Source organism: Anaerobacillus sp. MEB173 (assembly GCF_052119505.1).
Lineage (GTDB): Bacteria > Bacillota > Bacilli > Bacillales > JBJMAU01 > JBJMAU01.
The window spans coordinates 32,729-53,652 of record NZ_JBJMAU010000013.1; the positions used below are offsets into that span (position 1 = coordinate 32,729).

Annotated in this window: 17 protein-coding genes; 15 read left to right on the forward strand and 2 right to left on the reverse strand. The window is 37.7% G+C overall.

Going from position 1 to position 20,924, the window contains the following annotated elements:
- Nucleotides 1–251: 251 nt before the first annotated feature.
- From ACJ2A9_RS18500 to ACJ2A9_RS18525, 6 genes are all read left to right on the forward strand, one after another.
- Nucleotides 252–1,757 carry a helix-turn-helix domain-containing protein gene (locus ACJ2A9_RS18500; protein WP_441423165.1) on the forward strand — a complete coding sequence of 502 codons (1,506 nt, stop codon included), beginning with the start codon at nucleotides 252–254 and terminating at the stop codon, nucleotides 1,755–1,757.
- 269 nt (nucleotides 1,758–2,026) lie between these two features.
- Nucleotides 2,027–3,604, forward strand: a complete 1,578-nt coding sequence (locus ACJ2A9_RS18505; RefSeq protein ID WP_441423166.1) for a BCCT family transporter — start codon at nucleotides 2,027–2,029, stop codon at nucleotides 3,602–3,604.
- Between the two features lie 27 nt (nucleotides 3,605–3,631).
- The gene (locus tag ACJ2A9_RS18510; protein WP_441423167.1) at nucleotides 3,632–5,170 is read left to right on the forward strand and encodes an HAL/PAL/TAL family ammonia-lyase; all 1,539 of its coding nucleotides are present in this window, start codon (nucleotides 3,632–3,634) and stop codon (nucleotides 5,168–5,170) included.
- A gap of 49 nt (nucleotides 5,171–5,219) precedes the next feature.
- Nucleotides 5,220–6,893, forward strand: a complete 1,674-nt coding sequence (gene hutU, locus ACJ2A9_RS18515) for a urocanate hydratase (RefSeq protein WP_441423168.1) — start codon at nucleotides 5,220–5,222, stop codon at nucleotides 6,891–6,893.
- Nucleotide 6,894: 1 nt separating this feature from the next.
- Complete coding sequence (hutI, locus tag ACJ2A9_RS18520; protein WP_441423169.1) at nucleotides 6,895–8,154, forward strand: imidazolonepropionase; 1,260 nt, start codon at nucleotides 6,895–6,897, stop codon at nucleotides 8,152–8,154.
- A 3-nt stretch (nucleotides 8,155–8,157) separates the two neighbouring features.
- Entirely contained in the window at nucleotides 8,158–9,126 is a 969-nt protein-coding gene (locus tag ACJ2A9_RS18525; protein ID WP_441423170.1) for an agmatinase family protein, read from the forward strand.
- 157 nt (nucleotides 9,127–9,283) lie between these two features.
- Here ACJ2A9_RS18525 and ACJ2A9_RS18530 read toward each other — a convergent pair whose 3' ends face one another.
- Nucleotides 9,284–10,063 (reverse strand): MBL fold metallo-hydrolase, encoded by a 780-nt coding sequence (locus ACJ2A9_RS18530; protein ID WP_441423198.1) that lies wholly within the window; start codon nucleotides 10,061–10,063, stop codon nucleotides 9,284–9,286.
- Nucleotides 10,064–10,193: 130 nt separating this feature from the next.
- Here ACJ2A9_RS18530 and ACJ2A9_RS18535 point away from each other — a divergent pair, with 130 nt between their 5' ends.
- The 9 genes from ACJ2A9_RS18535 to ACJ2A9_RS18575 all read left to right on the forward strand — a co-directional run bounded on the left by ACJ2A9_RS18535 (nucleotide 10,194) and on the right by ACJ2A9_RS18575 (nucleotide 19,045).
- A complete protein-coding gene (locus ACJ2A9_RS18535) occupies nucleotides 10,194–10,604 on the forward strand; it encodes an Lrp/AsnC family transcriptional regulator (RefSeq protein WP_441423171.1) in 411 nt (136 codons plus the stop codon).
- Between the two features lie 241 nt (nucleotides 10,605–10,845).
- A complete protein-coding gene (locus tag ACJ2A9_RS18540) occupies nucleotides 10,846–11,514 on the forward strand; it encodes a TetR/AcrR family transcriptional regulator (RefSeq protein ID WP_441423172.1) in 669 nt (222 codons plus the stop codon).
- A 306-nt stretch (nucleotides 11,515–11,820) separates the two neighbouring features.
- Nucleotides 11,821–12,969 (forward strand): amidohydrolase family protein, encoded by a 1,149-nt coding sequence (locus ACJ2A9_RS18545; RefSeq protein ID WP_441423173.1) that lies wholly within the window; start codon nucleotides 11,821–11,823, stop codon nucleotides 12,967–12,969.
- A 16-nt stretch (nucleotides 12,970–12,985) separates the two neighbouring features.
- Nucleotides 12,986–13,405: a Rieske (2Fe-2S) protein gene (locus ACJ2A9_RS18550; protein ID WP_441423174.1), complete on the forward strand. Its 420-nt coding sequence runs from the start codon at nucleotides 12,986–12,988 to the stop codon at nucleotides 13,403–13,405.
- Nucleotides 13,406–13,502: 97 nt separating this feature from the next.
- A complete protein-coding gene (locus tag ACJ2A9_RS18555; RefSeq protein ID WP_441423175.1) occupies nucleotides 13,503–14,600 on the forward strand; it encodes a zinc-binding dehydrogenase in 1,098 nt (365 codons plus the stop codon).
- A gap of 33 nt (nucleotides 14,601–14,633) precedes the next feature.
- Nucleotides 14,634–15,419 carry a 2-keto-4-pentenoate hydratase gene (locus ACJ2A9_RS18560; protein ID WP_441423199.1) on the forward strand — a complete coding sequence of 262 codons (786 nt, stop codon included), beginning with the start codon at nucleotides 14,634–14,636 and terminating at the stop codon, nucleotides 15,417–15,419.
- 67 nt (nucleotides 15,420–15,486) lie between these two features.
- Nucleotides 15,487–16,422: an AEC family transporter gene (locus tag ACJ2A9_RS18565; protein ID WP_441423176.1), complete on the forward strand. Its 936-nt coding sequence runs from the start codon at nucleotides 15,487–15,489 to the stop codon at nucleotides 16,420–16,422.
- A gap of 58 nt (nucleotides 16,423–16,480) precedes the next feature.
- Nucleotides 16,481–17,947, forward strand: a complete 1,467-nt coding sequence (gene gucD, locus ACJ2A9_RS18570) for an alpha-ketoglutaric semialdehyde dehydrogenase GucD (protein ID WP_441423177.1) — start codon at nucleotides 16,481–16,483, stop codon at nucleotides 17,945–17,947.
- Nucleotides 17,948–18,094: 147 nt separating this feature from the next.
- Nucleotides 18,095–19,045, forward strand: coding sequence for a cache domain-containing protein (locus ACJ2A9_RS18575; RefSeq protein WP_441423178.1), 951 nt, complete (start codon nucleotides 18,095–18,097; stop codon nucleotides 19,043–19,045).
- Nucleotides 19,046–19,316: 271 nt separating this feature from the next.
- On the opposite strand, the gene ACJ2A9_RS18580 is transcribed toward ACJ2A9_RS18575, so the two are convergent.
- Nucleotides 19,317–20,867 carry a BCCT family transporter gene (locus ACJ2A9_RS18580; protein ID WP_441423179.1) on the reverse strand — a complete coding sequence of 517 codons (1,551 nt, stop codon included), beginning with the start codon at nucleotides 20,865–20,867 and terminating at the stop codon, nucleotides 19,317–19,319.
- Between the last annotated feature and the right edge of the window lie 57 nt (nucleotides 20,868–20,924).

Genomic DNA, 20,924 nt, shown 5'->3' on the forward strand with positions numbered 1-20,924 from the left:
GTAGTTTCTTTTAGATAAAAAATTTAAGAAATATGCTGGTATGATTTGAAAGAATTTTTTTCTTCTAATATTTACAAACAATAAACTCTATTTTGTACCTAACGCTTCTAATTAGTTGGTAGTATACTTTCTATTATGTAGGATAGACGATTGTTACAATTTAATAATATTTATAAAAAGTAGGGGGAAATGACTGTAAAGATCATGTTTGTATAAGACAGTACATTAAATATAAAGGGTTGGCGGAAATTATGAAAATAGTAATTGCAGAACGGGATAATCATGAAGGTGTTGCGATAGAATGGCTGATTTCGACATATTCTATCCCAATTAATAACGTTTTTATTACGAAAACAGTAAAGGAAACAATGGCAATACTTGAAAAAGAATTCCCTGAGGTTCTCTATCTAGAATTAGATATGGTTCCAGCTGAAAATTGGTCACTAATTACGAGATACGTTAATAATTATTCACCAAAAGTCATTGCGGTCACAGCAGAAGCGACATTTGAGCGGGCAAAACAGGCAATTGAACTAGGGAGTGTTGATTTACTCGTTAAACCACTAGATCCAGTAAAAATTAGACAATGTCTTAAAATGGCATTATCACTTGTTACACATCGGGAAACAGCAAATGTCTTTTCACCACATAATGATGAGGGATATTCCTATCGAACATTATTTTTAGATGAAGAGCAAAATACTGGGGATATTGCTTTGATGCTTTTGCATACGGAAAATAACAAGAAACTAGCTGAGTTGCTCCAATTTTTAACGTATTTTCCGTTTCGTGAACATCCGACCATCCTGCCGTTAACAGATATGGTTGTGTGTTTATTCAAAAAAACAACTCACAATATAAAGGAAGAAACATTGAAAATAATGAGGGAGTGGGAAGCCTCTAGCATAGAGCCACTTGCTGCCGTGATTATCCCGCCTAATACGAAAATGAAATCTATACATGAAATGTATTTAGCTGCTAGAAGGCTGTTAGAAATAACATTTTTTATCGGTTATCGTCAAGTAATTTTACCGAAAGAAGTGTATGAGGGTTGGTATGAAATGGACCCATTTTTAACCTCTGCTGAACAGAGGGAATGGGTAGATATGTTAAATAGTTTTGACAAACAGAAAATAAAACAGTGGATGCATCAGGAGTTTTTGCATATGGAGGTGCCCTTTCCTAACCCGGAAACGTTAAGGACAAGGCTGACTAGTATCCTAGCTCAAGTAAGAAGATTTATGAAAACATACCAACTTGATCATGGTGAAATGGAAGAATATTATATGAAAATATTTTCGGAGATTTTGTACAATCGAGTTTTATATCGAATTGTTCAGGAAATGCTTTTGTTTCTCTATGAATTACTTGACCGTTCGAAGATTGGTGAACTGTTTTCGAAAAAAGATGTGATTGAAAGAGGCATTCTTTATATCGAAAAACATTATATGGATCCTAATTTAACATTAGAAAGTGTGGCCGAAGCAGTAGGGAGAAGTACGGCCTACTATAGTCATTTGTTAATGAAAAGACAGGGCATTTCGTTTCGGCAGCTATTAGCTAATAAACGGATAAATGAAGCAAAACGTCTCTTACAAGCAAGCCAGCTAACGATCAAAGAGATTTCACACCAAGTCGGTTTCCATAATCCTAGTTATTTTACGCGACAATTTAAAGAAATGACATCGCTAGCTCCGCGAGACTATCGATTGCAGATGAGGAAGGGAAATGAATCGTCACTTACTAAAAAATCGTAAATAATTATAAGAATCGTAAATAATTATAAGTTTTTAGTGAAGTAAAGGAATGATAATTCACGCACTTCGAAAAAAAGTATCAATATTCGAAAATGAATCATCTATTTTATGAGGCAATTAGTCTTTATAATTTTCAGTATATTAAGATAAGGAAAAATTATTTGGAGTGATAACAGAAATCACTAATTTGAAAGCGCTATCTCTTAGTGTAAGTAGTGCATTCTACATCTTTATCTTTTTTAAAAATAATAGTAGAAGGGGGAGTTTCTATGTCATTGGTACCGGAAAAGGGAAATGCACCTATCGTCGAGGACAAGAAACAAAAAACACGATTATCTGTGTTTTTACCGGCTTTTCTAGTCGTAGGTGGAGGCGCCGTTCTAGGAATTGTCAACAATCAATTACTGGCTGACATTTCAATGAATGGATTTATCGGATCTTTACGGGGGCTGGGGTGGCTTTATCAAATTATATCTATCGCCGCACTGATTATTGTTAGTATCGTAACCTTTTCAAAACTAGGTAATGTTCGTTTAGGGGGTTCGGAGGCAAAGCCTAAATATTCGTTTATGGTTTGGTTTGCGATGGCATTAACTGGAGGGATTGCCACGGGAGTCATAACCTATAGTGTGAATGAGCCGATCATTTATTTTGGTGATATTTACGGCGAAATGGCACAGACAGGTGTAGAGTCTGGGACCGCGATGGCGGCGATTTATGCTATGGGACGTTCTTTATACAATTGGACATTCATTCCGTATGCGATGTATTCGTTGAGTGGTCTAGTTGTCGCGTATATGTATTTTAACCGAAAACAAGAATTGTCTGTTACTGGAACATTAACCCCTCTTTTTGGAAACAAAATTACAAAGGGAATTTGGCCAGGGATTATTGACACATTAGCGGTGTTAGCGATCGCCCTTGGGCTTGCATCCTCTCTTGGCGCTGGTTTAGCCTTAGTAGGATCTGGGATTGAAACGATTTATGGTATTCCGCAAGGACCGGTTGTCTGGTTCATCTTAGTCCTTGTGATTACAGGATTGTTTACAGTTTCTGCTTTAAAAGGTCTAGACAAAGGGATTCGCCGCATGTCAGATATTAATGCAAAGGTATTTTATATTCTTCTTATTGTCCTTATTGTTATCGGACCCACCTTATACATTCTCCAATCGACAACGGCAGGATTCGCCTATTGGCTGCAGAATTTCTGGGGTTGGGGTCTTGATCCGAGCCTCATTGGAGGAGAAGCACTTGTTATGTGGTGGACATTATATGACTGGGCAATCTGGATTGCTTATGCACCGTTAATGGGGATATTCCTTGCGATTATTTCATACGGTCGTACGATTCGTCAGTTTATGTTAATCAACTGGATTTTACCAGCTGTATTCAGTATTCTTTGGTTCGGTGTTTTTGGTGGGACAGCGTTACATTGGCAGCAGAACGGTACAGTTGACTTAGTATCAACGATTCAACAGAGTGGAGCTGTTGCAGGTTTATGGGCATTCTTAGCTAATTTACCATTGGCAGCAATCATCATTCCAGTTGTGATGATTGCGTTAATTCTTTCATTTGCTACCGCAGCTGACTCAATGGTTCGAGCGATTGCGACGTTATGTACGGTAAATATTCGTTATGATGAGGAACCGGCGAAATGGAAAATGTTAATCTGGGCGGTGTCGATTGCGATTATAGCGTATGTGATGGTTGCTTTTGCAGGTGGAGCACAGGGTGTTGATGGTGTGAAATATCTTGCTGCTTTAGGTGGTTCGGCTGTGCTATTCGTATTTGTACTTCAAGTTTGCTCAGCAGTGAAAATGTTCTTCATCGATAAAATTGAAAAATAAATTTAAGACAGAAAAGAGGCAATGAACATGGCGGATCAAGGGAAGAACAAGATAGCCCTCGGTAATGCGATCACTTTAGATATGTTTGTCGCCATCGCCCGTGATGGTGCTCATGTAGACTTTTCAGACGCATACCGCCAGCGAGTAGAGAGGTCATGTCAACTCGTGAACAGGTGGATTGAAGAAGAGAGGGTCATGTACGGGGTCAATACAGGTTTTGGTGCTCTATCAACACAAATTATATCCGCAGATCAGACGGCACTGTTGCAAAAGAATATCCTATTGTCTCATGCCACATCTGTTGGAGAGCCATTAGATAAGGAATGTGTCAGAGCGATAATGCTTATGGTTTTGCAAAATTTAGGGCAAGGGTATTCGGGTGTCAGGCTTACTACATTGGAACTGTACCGCCAATGTTTAAATCGTGGTGTCTCCCCCTTTGTTCCTCGGGAAGGCTCTGTTGGCTATTTAAGTGTTGAAGCCCATGTTGCCCTTGTGATGATTGGTGAAGGAAAGGCCTACGTCGATGGGGAGTTGTTATCAGCGAAGGAAGCCCTTCGCAAAGTAGATCTAGAGCCGATCGAGCTCTCAGCAAAAGAAGGTTTAGCTTTAATAAGCGGAACGACGAGTCCGACGGCGATAGGGGCACTTGCCTTACATGATATGTTAAAGGCTGCTAAGTCTGCTGATATCATTGGGGCGATGGCTCTAGAAATATTACGAGGAACAACGCGAGCATTTGACGATCGATTGATGCGTGTTCGTCCACATCAACAACAACGAGACACCGCGGCAAATGTACGAAGGATTTTAGCGGACTCGGTGATTGCGAAAAAATCTGTCGAGCATCGCTTACAAGATGCCTTGTCGCTACGAGCAATCCCTCAGCTTCATGGGGCAGCTAAAAAAACACTGCTCGATGCGTTAATTACTTTTGAAGTAGAGATGAATGCATGCTGTGACAACCCGATTTTGTGGCCGGATGAAGAGAGTGGCGGTGCAATTTCAGGAAGTAATTGTGATTCAGCGTATGTAGGGATCGAGCTAGATTCGGCGTGTATTTCTGTCTCGGCAATCGCGAAAATGTCGGAACGAAGAAACTATCGATTGATCAATTCTCATCTTTCAGGTTACCCTACTTTCCTGGTTCAAAATGCGGGGATTAATTCAGGGTTAATGATACCCCAGTATTCACAAGCGGGACTTTTAAATGATATGAAATTATTATCCCACCCTGCAACCGTTGACAGCATTCCGACGTGTGCTGACCAAGAGGATTATGTTTCAATGGGCTACAATTCAGCGAAAAAGGCACGCGAGATTGCAAGAAAGTTAGAGTATGTTTTAGCGATTGAGCTGTTGTCGATCTATAATGCCCATCAATTTATCGAAAGCGATCATACTCCTGGCTCTGCTTCAAGTGCTGTGTTGAAGCGAATTGCTCAATCGATACCAATAATGAATGAAGATATGTATCTCTATCCTTATCTAGAAATATTGCGCGATTTTATCCATTCAGGTGAGATCATTTCAGTAGTAGAAGAGAAAGTTGGAAAGCTGCTTTAAAAATTTTTATAAAAATAATGAATTGTGAATATCAAAGGAGGCCATCAAGATGGAACAAACAAAAACTCAAAAAGTAATTCGATACCGTGGATCGGAATTAAATACAAAAGGCTGGTTACAAGAGGCAGCACTACGTATGTTAATGAATAACTTAGATCCTGAAGTTGCCGAAAGACCAGAGGACTTAGTCGTTTATGGTGGAATTGGAAAAGCAGCACGAAACTGGGATTGCTTTGATGCAATCGTCAAGTCACTAAAAGAACTAGAAAATGATGAGACGTTATTAGTTCAATCAGGGAAACCTGTCGCTATTTTTAAATCACACGAAGATGCACCTCGCGTATTGATTGCTAATTCTAATATTGTTCCTGCTTATGCAAATTGGGAGACTTTCCATGATTTAGACAAAAAAGGGTTGATGATGTACGGACAAATGACGGCGGGAAGCTGGATTTATATCGGTTCTCAAGGAATTGTTCAAGGGACGTATGAAACGTTTGCGGAGCTTGCAAAGCAACATTTTGGCGGAACACTAAAAAATACGATCACGGTAACTGCTGGTCTAGGTGGAATGGGTGGTGCTCAACCGCTTGCAGTGACAATGAATGGTGGCGTATGTATCGGCATTGATGTCGATGAAACTCGCATCGACCGTCGAATTGAAACGCGCTATACAGATGTAAAAACAGATTCATTAGATGAAGCGATTCGTATGGCAACAGAGGCAAAGCTTCAAGGGAAGGCACTATCAATTGGGTTAATTGGAAATGCTTCTGACATTCTACCAGAAATGCTTGAAAAAGGATTTATTCCAGAGGTTCTTACTGATCAGACATCAGCACACGATCCTTTAAACGGATATGTGCCATCTAAGATGTCTCTTGAAGAGGCGGCACAATTACGTGCGAACAATCCAGAAGAATATGTAAAGAAATCAAAAGCGTCGATGGCTCAACACGTTCAAGCAATGCTCAACATGATGGGAAAAGGGGCAATTACGTTTGACTACGGAAATAATATTCGTCAAGTTGCCAAGGATGAAGGAGTCGAGAATGCTTTTGACTTCCCGGGATTTGTTCCGGCGTACATTCGACCACAGTTTTGTGAAGGGAAAGGTCCATTCAGATGGGTAGCTCTTTCGGGAGATCCAGAAGATATCTATAAGCTTGATGAAGTTATTTTACGTGAATTTAGTGATAATGAGCATTTATGTAACTGGATTACTATGGCTCAAGAAAAAATTCAATTCCAAGGCCTTCCTTCTCGTATTTGCTGGTTTGGCTATGGCGAAAGAGCACGCTTTGGAAAAATCATTAATGAAATGGTCGCGAAAGGTGAGCTGAAGGCGCCTATCGTCATTGGCCGTGATCATCTTGATTCAGGCTCTGTTGCTTCACCGAACCGTGAAACAGAAGCAATGAAAGATGGCTCTGATGTTGTAGCTGACTGGCCAATTTTAAATGCGATGATCAATGCTGTTGGTGGTGCGACATGGGTATCATTGCATCATGGTGGCGGAGTTGGCATGGGTTATTCGATGCACTCGGGTATTGTCATTGTTGCAGACGGTACGAAGGAAGCAGAAGCACGAATCGAACGTGTTCTTACAACGGATCCGGGAATGGGCGTTGTGCGCCATGTTGACGCTGGTTATGAATTAGCGAAGAAAACGGCGCGTGAAAAAGGGGTAAACATTCCAATGTTAGAAATGGGGAATAAATAAGATGGTAAAACCGATTTGGATCAAAAATATTCATCAGCTGGCAACCCTTGCATCCAAAGAGGAAGGACCTCGCTCTAAGTCAGCGATGTCTGAGTTAGGTTTAATTGAAGATGGAAGCTTATGGATAGAAGATGGGATCATCCAAGCAGTAGGATCAACTAAAGAAATTGAAGCGCAGTATGCAACTAGACTACAGGAAGCTGAGATTGTCGATGCAACCGGTCACTTAGTTACCCCAGGGTTAATCGATCCTCATACCCATGTGGCGTATGGAGGAAGCCGCGAACGTGAATTTGAGATGAGGCTTGAAGGGGTCCCTTATATGGATATTATGAATGCGGGTGGTGGGATTCATGCTACTACTCGCATGACCCGTGAATCAACGGAAGAAGAGTTGATCAATCAAACAACGAAGCGACTTGATTCCTTTTTACAGCATGGTGTAACAACAGTAGAAGGAAAAAGCGGCTATGGTATGAACCTTGAAACAGAGTTGAAGCAGCTGCGTGTCATGAAACTATTACAAGATGTTCATCCGATTGACCTTGTGCCGACGTTTATGGGAGCACATGCTGTTCCGCCTGATTACAAAGGGAAAGAGGAAGAATTTATCGACCATTTAATAAATGACATGCTTCCTGTTGTAGCAGATGAGAAACTAGCAGAATTTAATGATGTTTTTTGTGAAAAAGATGTCTTCACTCCTGAACAATCCGAGCGAATTTTAGAAGCTGGAAAGAAGTATGGCCTAATTCCAAAAATTCATGCCGATGAAATTGTTCCATATGGAGGAGCGGAATTAGCGTCTAAAGTAGGAGCGATTTCAGCGGAACATTTATTGAAGGCATCTGACGAAGGAATCAAGGCAATGGCAGAATCGGGAACGATCGCCTGCTTACTTCCGGCGACAGCTCTTTATTTACGTGAGGAAGCAGCCAACGGAAGAAAAATGATTGATGAAGGGGTAGCCGTTGCCATTTCGACAGACTGCAACCCTGGCTCGTCCCCAACAACATCGATGCCGCTTGTCATGAATTTGGCCTGCATCTCGATGCGAATGACACCTGCAGAAGCATTAACGGCTGCAACATATAATGCAGCGTGTGCTGTCAATCGTCAAGATCGCATCGGTTCTCTTGAAGTTGGTAAGCAAGCCGATGTAGTGTTATGGAACGTGAAAAGCTATCAGGAATTACAATATTTGTTTGGTGTGAATCACACGAAAGCAGTATGGAAAAAAGGCGTAAAGGTAGTGGGGTAAAAGATGAGTGAGCAGTGGCTACAACAACCAGAATGGTTATGGAATGTGAATACAACCGACCCAACCTATGTCCATCATTGGGTCCGACAACTTAAAGAGATGGAAGGAAACCCAGATCTTATTGTTTATGGCGCACCTATTTCTCGCTCTTCGATAAGCGTTTCAGGTGCGTCCCTTTACCCAACTGAATTTCGTCGGTTGTGGAAAGGTTTTGCAACATACAATTTAGATGAGGATGTTGATCTAGCACCTTTTAAAGTTGCCGATGCTGGAGATATATTGATGCATACAACAGATATTCCCTTGTCGCATCAACGGATTCAAGAATCGTCGAAGTATCTGGCGGGTAACTATCCTGAAGTGGTCACCTCGATGATTGGTGGCGACCATTCAATAACAGCCTGTGCAGTACGTGGGATACAGGAAGCTTTTCCGGATGATAGAATCGGGATCTTACAGCTTGATACTCATCTTGATGTACGGGACCCAGCGGAATTGGGACCGGCGAACGGAACGCCGATCAGACAGTTAGTTGATGGAGCAACGGTCAAAGGAGAAGATATCGTCAATATTGGATTGCATGGCTATTTTAATGCCAAACCGCTAATCGATTATGCTAAAAAACATTCTATTCAAATGGTGACATTAAAGAATGCTCGGAAAGCGGGATTCGTTCATTCTATCAGGGAAGCCCTCAATAAGTTATCAGCAAAAGTGGATCGAGTCTACGTAACGGTTGACATGGATGTCCTTGATATCGCTGTTGCACCAGGAGTACCAGCTTCCACCCCAGGAGGTTTGTCAACCGCTGAGCTATTTGATGCCCTACTAGAGATTGGGAAGCATCCTTGCGTTCGTCATATTGACTTTGTCTGCTTGGATCCTAGTAAGGATTCTGCGGTTTCAGAAACAGTGAAAGTCGGTGTTTATGCGTGGTTACAATTTGTGACGGGTCTAGTTTGCCGAAAATAGATTAGCAGCCAAACATAATCTAAATAATATTTTTTACACGTTTTAAAGATTTTCCTCCTATTCTCTTCAGCTAAGTATGCTTGAACAGAATAGGAGTTTTTTATCTGATAAGATAATATAATAGTTATTCTATTAATAAAAAAACTATTTCTTTAAATCAGAATGTGTACGATTCTCCGTCATCTGGCACTAAAATATTAGAGGAGATTCCTTTTTCATTAGCAAAGCTTTTTAATTCTTCTCTTGATAATGTCCAATGGTTTATTGCTTCCATGTGGACAGAGATAATTTTGGCATTTGGAGCAGCCTTATACACTTCATAGACATCATCTTTCCCCATGACCAAAGAACCACCTTCAAGAAATTGATTATCTCCTGCATTGACGACAATAATTTCAGGTTGATGTGTGTCGATTACTTCCTGAACTGCATCATACCAAACCGTATCTCCTGCAACATATAATGTTTTCTCCGATGAATGTTTAAAGATAACGCCACACACTTGTCCGGCAAGGTTTACCATTTCGCCTCTTCCGTGTTCGCCTTTTGTTTTAATTAATTGGATACCTTCGAAGACTGTATCGTCTTGTAAAACCGTTACATTCTGAAAACCAGCGTTTCGAATTTCAGTAGCATCTTCTTCATTCTGGGAAAATAGTTGAATTCCTTTTGGCAATGATTCCTTAGCAGCATCATCCCAGTGGTCAGGATGCAGATGAGTGACGATGACCGCATCAATACCTTGTATAATATTGTCAATGGATGTTGGCAAGCTTACCAAAGGATTGTTCTGATCTTGTCTCGGTGCATCTGGATAGCCTATACTAGGTCCAATAGGAGGATAAGCTCCTTTTTCCGCTAACATGGGATCAATTAAGAACTTTTTCCCCGCGTATTCAACAACTATTGTTGCATTTCGTATTAGTTGTATATTAATATGAAACAACTCCTTTTCTTTTAAAATAACTTTGAACAATGTATATTCTAAACTATGACCTATGGACGGATACATAGATTAAATAAAGTGTTTTGGCGGTTTTACTTTATTTATGAAAGGAGTTTACTAAATGTTAGATAACACTGATATTCTTATCTTGGATGAACTATCCAAGAACAGTCGGATTACGATGAAAGAATTGGGCGAGAAAGTCCATTTAACTGGACCAGCTACTTCAGCTAGAGTGGCGAAATTAGAAGAAAATGGGGTTATTGAAGGGTATACCATTAAAGTTAATCAAGTAAAAATGGGGTATTCTGTTCACGCAATTATACATATTTATGCTAAAAGCACCAATCATCAACCGTATTTGTTGTTCATAAAAAAACAAAATCAATACGTCATAAACAACTACAAAGTCAGTGGAGAAAGTTGTTTTCTTCTCGAATGCAAATTTCCATCCAATGAAATATTAGATGAATTTTTGACCGACATGAGCAATTATGTGAGCTATAAATTATCGATTGTTATTAATAAATAATGTACAAAAAGATGGGGCAGCCCTCTATGTAATTTAATAAGAGCTTATTTTTATGCAGTTTGTTGAATTGTGAAAATTATGATATTATCAATATATAAACTTTATGATCAAGATCGTAAATTTTATAGTGATAATAATTGCTAAGTGCATAACATAATAATATTTAATTTGAATGTATCCTTTACACTTGTACAGACAGCCACACTAATGGTTCAAGTGTAAAAAGTGGGGGGAAAACCTAATGGCGAGAAGTGAAAAACAAACTGAACGAATGATAAATTATTTCATTGATGCAACAGCCAAATTACTTAAAGAAGAAGGCATTAAAAATATTAGTATTAGAAAAATTGCAAAAGAAGCAGGATATACAAGTTCAACTATCTATAATTATTTTTCAGAAGTGTCTCATCTTATATTTTTTGCTGGAATGCGCTTTATGGAGGATTATATAGAGGATTTACCTAAATATAGTGCAAAAGCAAAAGATCCATTAGAAAAATATTTATTAGGGTGGGAATGTTTTTGTGATCATTCATTTAGGGAACCTGAATTATATCATGCTATATTTATTGCTGATCTAGGAGAACATCCAGAGGAATTCATAAAGCATTACTCTTCAATATATAAGTTTGATTCTCTTCAACTTCCGGAAGAATTAGAGGTCATAATGACTGAGCAAAATCTAAGTAAAAGAAGTAAAAACGTTCTAGAAAAATACGCAGAAAAAGGTGTATTTAGAAAAGAAGATATTGAGAAACTTAATGAAATTACAATTTTCATATGGCAAGGCATGATTACATCCCTTCTTAACAATCGAGTAACGTATACACCTGAAGAAGCCTCTAAAAAGACAATGGAATATATAAGGGATGTAACATTAAATACAGCGAACTTAATAGAAAACAAGTAATTATTTTATCGTAAAGAGGCAGAAAGAAAGCACTTCATTCTTTCTGTCTCTTTTTTGTATGGGAATAATTAAGGCTAATAAATAACCCTTTTTTGATATTTAAAAATATTTAAAAAAATATAATTTTTATTATTTACAAATATTTAAAAACGAATTATACTATGGTTAACAAATCGCGATCATAAAAATATCGTGATCTTAAAACGTTTTCAAAATCATTTCTAGAAGGCACCTTAGTAAACGTTGCAAATTAAATCCTGTGGATTTAAAAAAGTTAATTTTCGTATTATGAGAGGAGTTATTAAAATGGTTAATGCAATTAATGAAAAAAGTGTTGCTGGTTCTGCAAAGACAAAACAGTTAGTTATTGATTCCGATGTTCATTCTTATTTAAATTCACTTGATGACCTTGCACCATATTGTGATGAATCGCTTCAAAAGCGTTTAAATATTGGGAAATTTAAAAAACAAGCTTTAAGCGGGAAATTAGTCTCTGCAGCAGAATTTCGCTTCCCAGAATGTAGATATATCAACCCAGTTTCAGTAGTGCGGGGAGATGCTTTTTCACCGGAAGGGGCAATCCCAGGTGCTGATCCTGAATTTGTAGCGAAAGATTTGTTTGATCGTTCAAACACACAATATGGAATTTTGAATTCATGTAATGCAACAATGGGTGCTTTTCACAATATAGATATCGCTAATGAATTTAATTCAGCTTTTAATGACTGGCAATATGAGAATTGGATTGAAAAAGACAGCAGGTATAAGATGTCTATGCTTGTATCACCTCTTGATCCTGTGGCAGCAGTAAAGGAAATTGAAAGAATTGGGGAAAAACCTGGAGTTGCAGCAGTTAATTTACAAACTACTTATATTCCATTTGGAAATAGAAACTTATATCCAATTTATGAAGCAGCAGAACACTATGGACTGCCAATGCTTATCCACCCAGATTCTGAGGCCTCAGGAGAGAACGGCCCATCCCAAGCAGTAGGTCCAGCATCAACTTACCTGGAATGGCATACTTGTTTAGGGTTTAATGCTCAAAGGAATATTGTTAGTTTACTTTGTGAAGGGGTTTTTGAAAGGTTCCCTAAATTAAAATTTGTATTTGTAGAATATGGTGTCGCAGGAATTGCGCCACTTATGTGGAGAATAGATAAAAACTGGAAGACACTTCGTGAGGAAGTACCTTGGGTAAAAGAGTTACCTAGCGAATATATTAAAAGAAATGTCCGCTTAGGAACGCAGCCAATTGAAGAGCCGTATCGTCCTAAAGATTTATTGGAAATTATTCAAATGGCGGGCATCGAAGATATGCTTCTTTATTGCAGTGATTATCCACACTGGGATGGGGATGAAGCAGGACGTGTATTTAATAATTTTCCAAAAGAATTAAGAAATAAAATTTTCTATGAAAATGCTTTAAACACTTATAATTTTGAGCGAAAGTAGAAAGGAGAGCAGGACAATGAGTGAATTGAAAACGGGTACAGTAGTTTGCTCTGCAGTAGATTTAAAGCCAGGACAGCGGCAATTAGTAAAAGTTGATGGATCAGAAATTGCTATTTTTAATATCAATGGTCAGTTATTTGCCCTTCGAAATAAATGTCCGCATCAGGGAGTATCAATGATATATGGTTCGATAGATGGAACAATGTTACCAAGTGATCCTCATACGTATCAATATGGAAAACATCATGAGGTTTTACGTTGCCCTTTACATGGATGGGGATTTGATGTTAAAACAGGTGAATCTATATTCAATGATAAAAATTGTAAAATAAAAACGTATGATGTCCGTCAAGAAGACGACTCGATTGTTTTGTATCTTGATAAAGAACCAAAAACAGTTTCGTTTGTTAAACCTCATGGTTGTATAGTATCCTAAAAATAAGTGTATTTTTTATTGACTGTAAAAGATCACGATCATTTTTAAATCGTGATCTTTTACCAAGAAGAAATATGTAGTAAGGAGAAGTGAGAATTTGGAAAGAAATGAGTTGTTAGAACCAATTCCATCACAAATGAAGGCTGTAGTCGTAACAGAATATGGCGGCTTAGAAAAGCTTGAGGAACGGATGGTACCTGTACCAATCCCTAATGAAAATGAAGTGTTGGTAAAAATATATGCCTGTGCTGTGAATAATTCAGATATTTTAATGCGTGAAGGTGGTTACGGTACAGATACGAAAGAAAATGAAAGAGCAGGTTGGAAACGGGAGGGAATTTCTTTTCCACGTGTTCCAGGAACAGATGTGGCAGGGAAAATTATATCTGCAGGTTCAAACATCGATCCAAAATGTATAGGGGAAAACGTAGTATTATTCCCTTTTATGTCTTCAGGAGCGGATGGCTCAGAGCATATGGCCGAAGATATAACGTTAATGAGTTCTGAATGTGATGGAGGTTATGCTGAATATATTACATGGCCAAAGGAACTGTGCAGACCTATGCCTCTGGAGAGTTATGCTGAAAGTGCTTCTTTTATTGTTAGCTGTTTTACTGCATGGCATATGCTTGAAAAAAGCAACGTGGTTCCTGGAGAAAAAATTCTTATTACTGGAGCTACTGGAGGCGTCGGCTCCTATGCAGTTCAACTTGCTTCAAAAGTATTTGGTGCAGAGGTCATTGCATTGGCTAGAGATTTATCTTGTAAAGAAAGGTTGATAGATCTAGGGGCAAGTGAAGTTTTATCCTACAAATCAGCAACATTATCAGATGACATTTTGAAGGCAGCGGGTGGCGAGATTGATGTTGTATTGGATGTCGTGGGAAATCCTTTATTTTCAACTTGTTTACAAGTCCTGAGAAACGGGGGCAGATTAGCAACCTCTGGGGCTGTAGCTGGGGCGGTTACTCAGCTTGACATTCGTACAGTTTATTTAAAACATTTATCAATAATAGGGTGTACGTTAGGTACTCGGAAAGAATTCGATCAAATGTTATCTGAGATTCGTGAAGGAAAGATTCAACCTCTTATTGATAAGGTGTTTCCATTAGAAAGAGCTCGAGACGCTCAAGAATACTTTAAAAAGTCTGAAAAATTCGGGAAAGTAATATTGCAAAATGAAACGAATATTTAATTCATACTTGAGGAGGTTTCTATATTGAATAAAATAGTGTCCAAAGAAATTAAAGATCTTGCAGATTTTTTAATTGAAGCGGAGAAGAATCAAAAAACGATGAACCCTTTAACTGAAGTGAAGCCAGATTTAACGTTAGACGAAGCATATGAAGTTCAACTGCAAGTTGTTCAGGAAAAATTATCTCAGGGAGCAAAAATTGTTGGCAAAAAAATTGGCTTAACTTCTCGCGACATGCAAATCATGTATGGTATTGATACACCAGATTGTGGTCATTTATTTGAAAATATGATTGTTGAAAATAATCAGGAAGTCTCCTTTAATGATGTCATTCAGCCGAAGATAGAAGCTGAAATAGCATTTGTATTAAAAAAAGATTTACAAGGTCCGAATGTAACCGTTGAAGAAGTTCTTCAAGCAACAGATTATGTTCTTCCTTCTATTGAAATCATTGATAGTAGAATAAAAGATTGGAATTTAAGATTACAAGATACAGTTGCGGATAATGCATCTTCTGGTCTTTATGTTCTTGGAGATAAACCAGTTTCAATTGATGAAGTTAACCTTCCTGATATCACTCTGAAAGTATATCAAAACGGTCAGTTAATGAAAGAAGGTATAGGAAAAAATGCTATGGAGCATCCTGCTGCTTGTGTTGCATGGCTGGCTAATAAATTAGCAGAGTTTGGCGTAGTATTAAAAGCTGGGGAAGTGATTCTTTCTGGGGCCCTAGCTACTACCATTGATGTTGTACCGGGAGATGAATTTACTGCTGTATTTGATCATTTAGGAGAAGTGAAAGTTACATTCGCAAAATAAAATAGACCGTTTTTATAAAATGTGTTAAAAAGAATGTAAGTTTTGCTTCTAATGAGGGGATCTTCACTTGATATTTCTATCGATTTTAGGACCTATGATTATTATGGGGGTTATTTGTGTAATTGGATATATTCTTGCAAAAACGAATGAAATTACCGATGAAGCAAAGAATCTACTTATTAGTATTATGCTCAATGTAGCTATTCCCTGCATCATTTTAGATAGTGCTTTTAACACGAATGTAGGGAATGAGCTAATTTCTCAGTTGACGATTATTTTTATATTTTCTATCATCATTAGTTTATTAGGATTAGTATTAGGGTTCATTTTTGCAAGAATGTTCAACTATTCTTCTAGCAATGCAAGAAAAATAGCTTTTATTGCTGGATTAGGAAATACAGGCTTTATTGGAATTCCATTATGTGCAGCACTATTTGGTCCAACAGGGGCTCTATTTGCAGCAGCGTTTGATACAGGACTAGGTATTGTATTATTTACAGTAGCCATTGCTATAATACAAAAAGATTATAAGTTTTCACTTGCATCTCTTAAACAATTAATAAATCCACCAACGATTTCAATTGTTTTGGCTTTATTTGTTATCATTTTTGAAATTCAACTTCCAGAATTATTTATACAATTGAATGGGATGTTAGCAAGCTTAGCCACACCTCTTGGTATGCTATACATTGGAATACTCATACAGGTGATGCTTAAAAAAAGGGGGGCAATGTCAATAAGTCAATTAACATTGCCTTTATTATTGAAATTGATATTCTTCCCAGCTTTAACGATAGTACTTGTCTCGTTGACCAACTTTTCCGTGTTGATGAAGCAAGTCATTATTATTCAAGCTGCTATGCCGACAATGGCAATCGCTCCAATATTATTAGCACGTTATGCGCAAGATGAAGAAATCGGGGTAATAGCGGCAGTTTTTTCAACCATTTGTGCAATATTGACTGTTCCTTTTATTGTTTTCTTAGGAAGTAAATTTTTTTAAACATTATATTCATATTTTCAAAATTTTAACATGACATTATAGGAAGGGTTGGTTTGTGATGGCAGTTAACACAGAAATCAAAACATATAATAATTATATAAACGGAAAATGGCAGTCTTCATCAAATAATGAAGTTCAGGCTAGCATTAATCCAGCGAATAAGAATGAAATTGTCGGTTATATTTCACAATCAACGAGAGAAGATTTAGATCAAGCAGTTGCAGCAGCTAAAACAGCACAGGTAGCTTGGAGAAAGCTATCTGGGGCAGCAAGAGGAGATTTCCTTTATAAGGTTGCTAACATTCTTGAAAATAGACTTGATGAAATTGCAGAAACGATGACAAGAGAAATGGGAAAAACTCTTCCAGAAGCAAAAGGAGAAACCGCTCGTGGAGTAGCAATTCTACGTTATTACGCTGGAGAAGGGATGAGAAAGGTCGGGGACGTGATCCCTTCAACTGACAGCGATGCACTGATGTTTACGACTCGTACTTCTTTAGGCGTTGTTGGTGTGATTACACCTTGGAACTTTCCAGTTGCAATTCCAATCTGGAAAATAGCTCCAGCACTTGTATACGGTAACACGGTAGTATTAAAGCCTGCAGGTGAAACAGCAGTTACAGCAGCGAAAGTTATCGAGTGTTTTGCTGAAGCGGGTCTTCCTGAAGGTGTTATTAACATGGTAACAGGATCAGGTTCAGTTATTGGTCAAGGAATTGTTGACCATCCAGATATTAATGGAATTACATTTACAGGTTCTGATCAAGTTGGGAAAGCAGTTGGACAAGGTGCGTTGGCTCGAGGCGCAAAATATCAGTTAGAGATGGGCGGTAAGAACCCTGTTATCGTAACTGATGATGCTGATCTTGATCTAGCAGTTGAGGCAACAATTAGCGGCGGGCTTCGTTCAACAGGTCAGAAATGTACAGCGACAAGCCGTGTTATTGTTCAAAGCGGTGTCTATGAAGAATTCAAAGAGAAGTTAGTCGCTAAAGTGAAAGAATTAAAAGTTGGTAATGGCTTACAGGAAAGCACATGGATGGGTCCTTGTGCAAGTGAAAGTCAACTTAATACAGTACTTTCTTACGTTGAAAAAGGTCAAGAAGAAGGGGCAACACTTCTATATGGCGGAAAGAAACATGAAGAAGAAGGCCTTGAAAATGGTTTCTATGTCCAACCTGCTGTGTTTGATAATGTAACCAATGACATGGTGATTGCACAAGAGGAGATCTTCGGGCCTGTACTAGCTTTAATCAAAGTTGACACAGTAGAAGAAGCGCTAAATGTAGCTAACGATTCCAAATTTGGATTAAGTGCATCAATCTTTACAACAAATGTGTCAAATATGCTTTCTTTTATTAAAGATATGGATGCTGGTTTAGTTCGTATCAATGCTGAAAGTGCAGGGGTTGAACTTCAAGCGCCATTCGGAGGAATGAAGCTATCCAGCTCAGGTTCACGTGAACAAGGAGAAGCTGCAAAGGAATTCTTTACTTCAATTAAGACAGTGTTTGTAAAAGGTTAATATCATTTTTATCCCTTAAGAAGGAGAAGGCCCTTTTTAAGGGATATTTATTTCCGCTCTGGTTGAAAACTTTACCAATTATAGCGCGAACGCGTGTGTTTAGAGCTTACACTTTTAATTCTTTAATGTTTTTGACTGGAGGTTTATATGAACTTTATTAGACAAAGTGTTGAGAGACAAATATTAGTACCATTTATTACACTGATTGTCATTGCTATTGTGATTTCAGCAATCATTAGCTATCAAATTTCTGTAAAAACAATGGTGGATGACTCTTCTAAAGATACAATGAACAGGATTAAGGATACTAATGAAGCGTTTAATGATTTTTTTCAAACCTATGAAAAATCACTGCATGTTCTATCAAAGAGAGAAGAAGTGGTAAACATGGATGAAGAAGAAATACATCGTATATTCAAATTATTTGTAGAGGCTACTCCAGAGGTTACTGATCTGTACTTTGGAACAGAACAGGGGGAATACTATATGTACCCCGAAGTGGAACTTACTGATGATTTTGATCCAAGAGATCGACCATGGTATCTGGAAGGAATTAAATCGGATTCGATCGCTTGGACTAATATCTATCAATCGATAACTGGTGATCACATTATTAGTATCGCTAGTAAAGTCTTTAATGAAGGACAGATCATTGGTGTTATCTCAATGGATATTTCTTTAAGTACTCTAGTTGCAATGATTGATAGTATTAATATCGGGGATACAGGTTATGCGACTGTCATTGACCGAAATGGAAAGATTATCGCCCATCCAATGCAAGAACAAATTGGTTCTGATATTACTCATCTGACTTATTATAATGAGATTGAGAAAGAGAATCGGGTAGGAATGATTAGTCATAACTTGGATAATCAAGATGCACTGATTGGGTTTATTAAAAATGAAAAGACAGGGTGGAGTATTTTAGGCATAGTGTTTGTTAATGATTTTAAGCAAAAAGCTGAAGCTATTATTATGCCTCTGATAATAAGTTCGTTTTTACTTATTCTTGTATCCATTTTTGTTTCAACTATTATTTCAAGAAGGATAACAAAACCTCTAAAAGAAATAGCACACACGCATGAAAAAAGCTGCTAAACAAATTGCTGCAGGCGCATTCACTCAATCAGAATTTAAAAATAAAGAGAAATGAATATAAGACGTATATTCATTTCTAATAATAGAAAAGGGCATTTTTATATAATATGTACTCTTTGTAAAGTACCTTATAAAACGAGGCAACCGAAGAAGATAATTCTGTATTGTGCAGCGGTTATCTTTTTTATCCCACTTGATATCTAAGTAAAAAGCCCGTCAACTCGGATATGGTAATAACTAGTTAACGGGCTTTTTTTATTAAAATATTTTCTTATTTTGCTTGCTTATACATATTAATAGTTTTTTCATTTGATTTTAAGTAAGGATGGGGTGTTTCATTTGATAGTTTATTATTTTTTTTAATATCTTTCATAATGGCATAGCACATAAATACCATAAGAATATAGAATGGGAATGTAATAGCAATAATGACATTTTGCATCGCATCGAGTCCGCCGCTCATAAGTAAAACTACCGCTGCAGCTGCAAAAAGGATTCCCCATGTCATTTTTATGGCATTAGAAGGATTAGTATCTCCATTTTTGCTGTACATACCTAATGTAAAGGTGACTGAATCGGCAGAGGTAACAAAAAACGTTACAATTAAGAACACCGCTAAAATGTTTAATACGGAACTATAAGGGAAATAGCCTAAAAAAGCAAAGAAAGCTACGGATATATCAGCATTAACTGCATCGATTAATGGTGTAAATCCTAAATTATGGATGAGATGAAGGGCAGTTCCTCCAAAAATTGAAAACCACACGATCGCTATTCCTGTTGGAGCGGCAAAAACTCCAAATACAAATTCTCTAATGGTTCTGCCCTTGGATATTCTTGCAATAAAGCTTCCGACAAATGGTGTCCAAGCACACATCCATGCCCAATAAAATACAGTCCATGAGTTAATCCATGGATCTTCAGCAAAGGTTTCCAAGCGAAGACTTGCTGGTATTAGGGTTCCTATATAACTTGCCGTAGAGCTTATAAGAATGTGTACAAGTTGAACAGATGGTCCAAGGAGAAAGATAATTGATAGTAACAAAAAGCCAAGAAGCATATTTGTATTTGATAAATATTTTATGCCGCGTTTTAATCCTGTTGATGACGATATTAAAAATATAACCGTTAAAACTCCTATGACTATCATTTGCGTAGTTAAATTATTAGGAACATCCCAAATAGAGTTAAGTCCACTCGTCAACTGCATTGAAATCATTCCAAAAACAACAGCTGTGTTAAGAGCGACCATAAAAATCGCATAACTATCGATTGTCTTACCAATCGGTCCATAAATTCTATCTCCTATGATCGGATAAAAGATAGAACTTGGTAATACAGGTAACCTTTTTCTATAATGAAAATACGCGATACACAATGCAACGATACCATAGATCGCCCAAGCACCTAATCCCCAATGGAAAAAGGAATATCTCATTGCAAGATCTGCAGCTTCTGCTGTAAATCCTTCACCGAACGGAGGGTTTTGGTAATGATTTACAGGCTCTGCTATACCCCAAAATACTAAACCGACCCCGATACCAGCACTAAATAACATGGCAATCCAAGTCGATGTACTGAATTCTGGTCTATCAGTGTCATCTCCTAATCTGATATTCCCATATTTTGAGAAAGCCAGGTAAAATCCTACGACAAGGAATAAAAATCCTCCTAGAATGAAAAACCAACCGAAGTAACCAACGATTCCTCCCACGATTAAGGAAAATGATTGATTTACAAAATCATTAAAAAAAACTCCTAAAAAAATAAATAACAATGTAGCGACAAGAGATGTAATAAAAACAGTATTCTTTTTCAACAAATAAGTTCACTCCTTAAATGATTTGTCTATTGTAATGGTAACGTTTTCAACTATTAC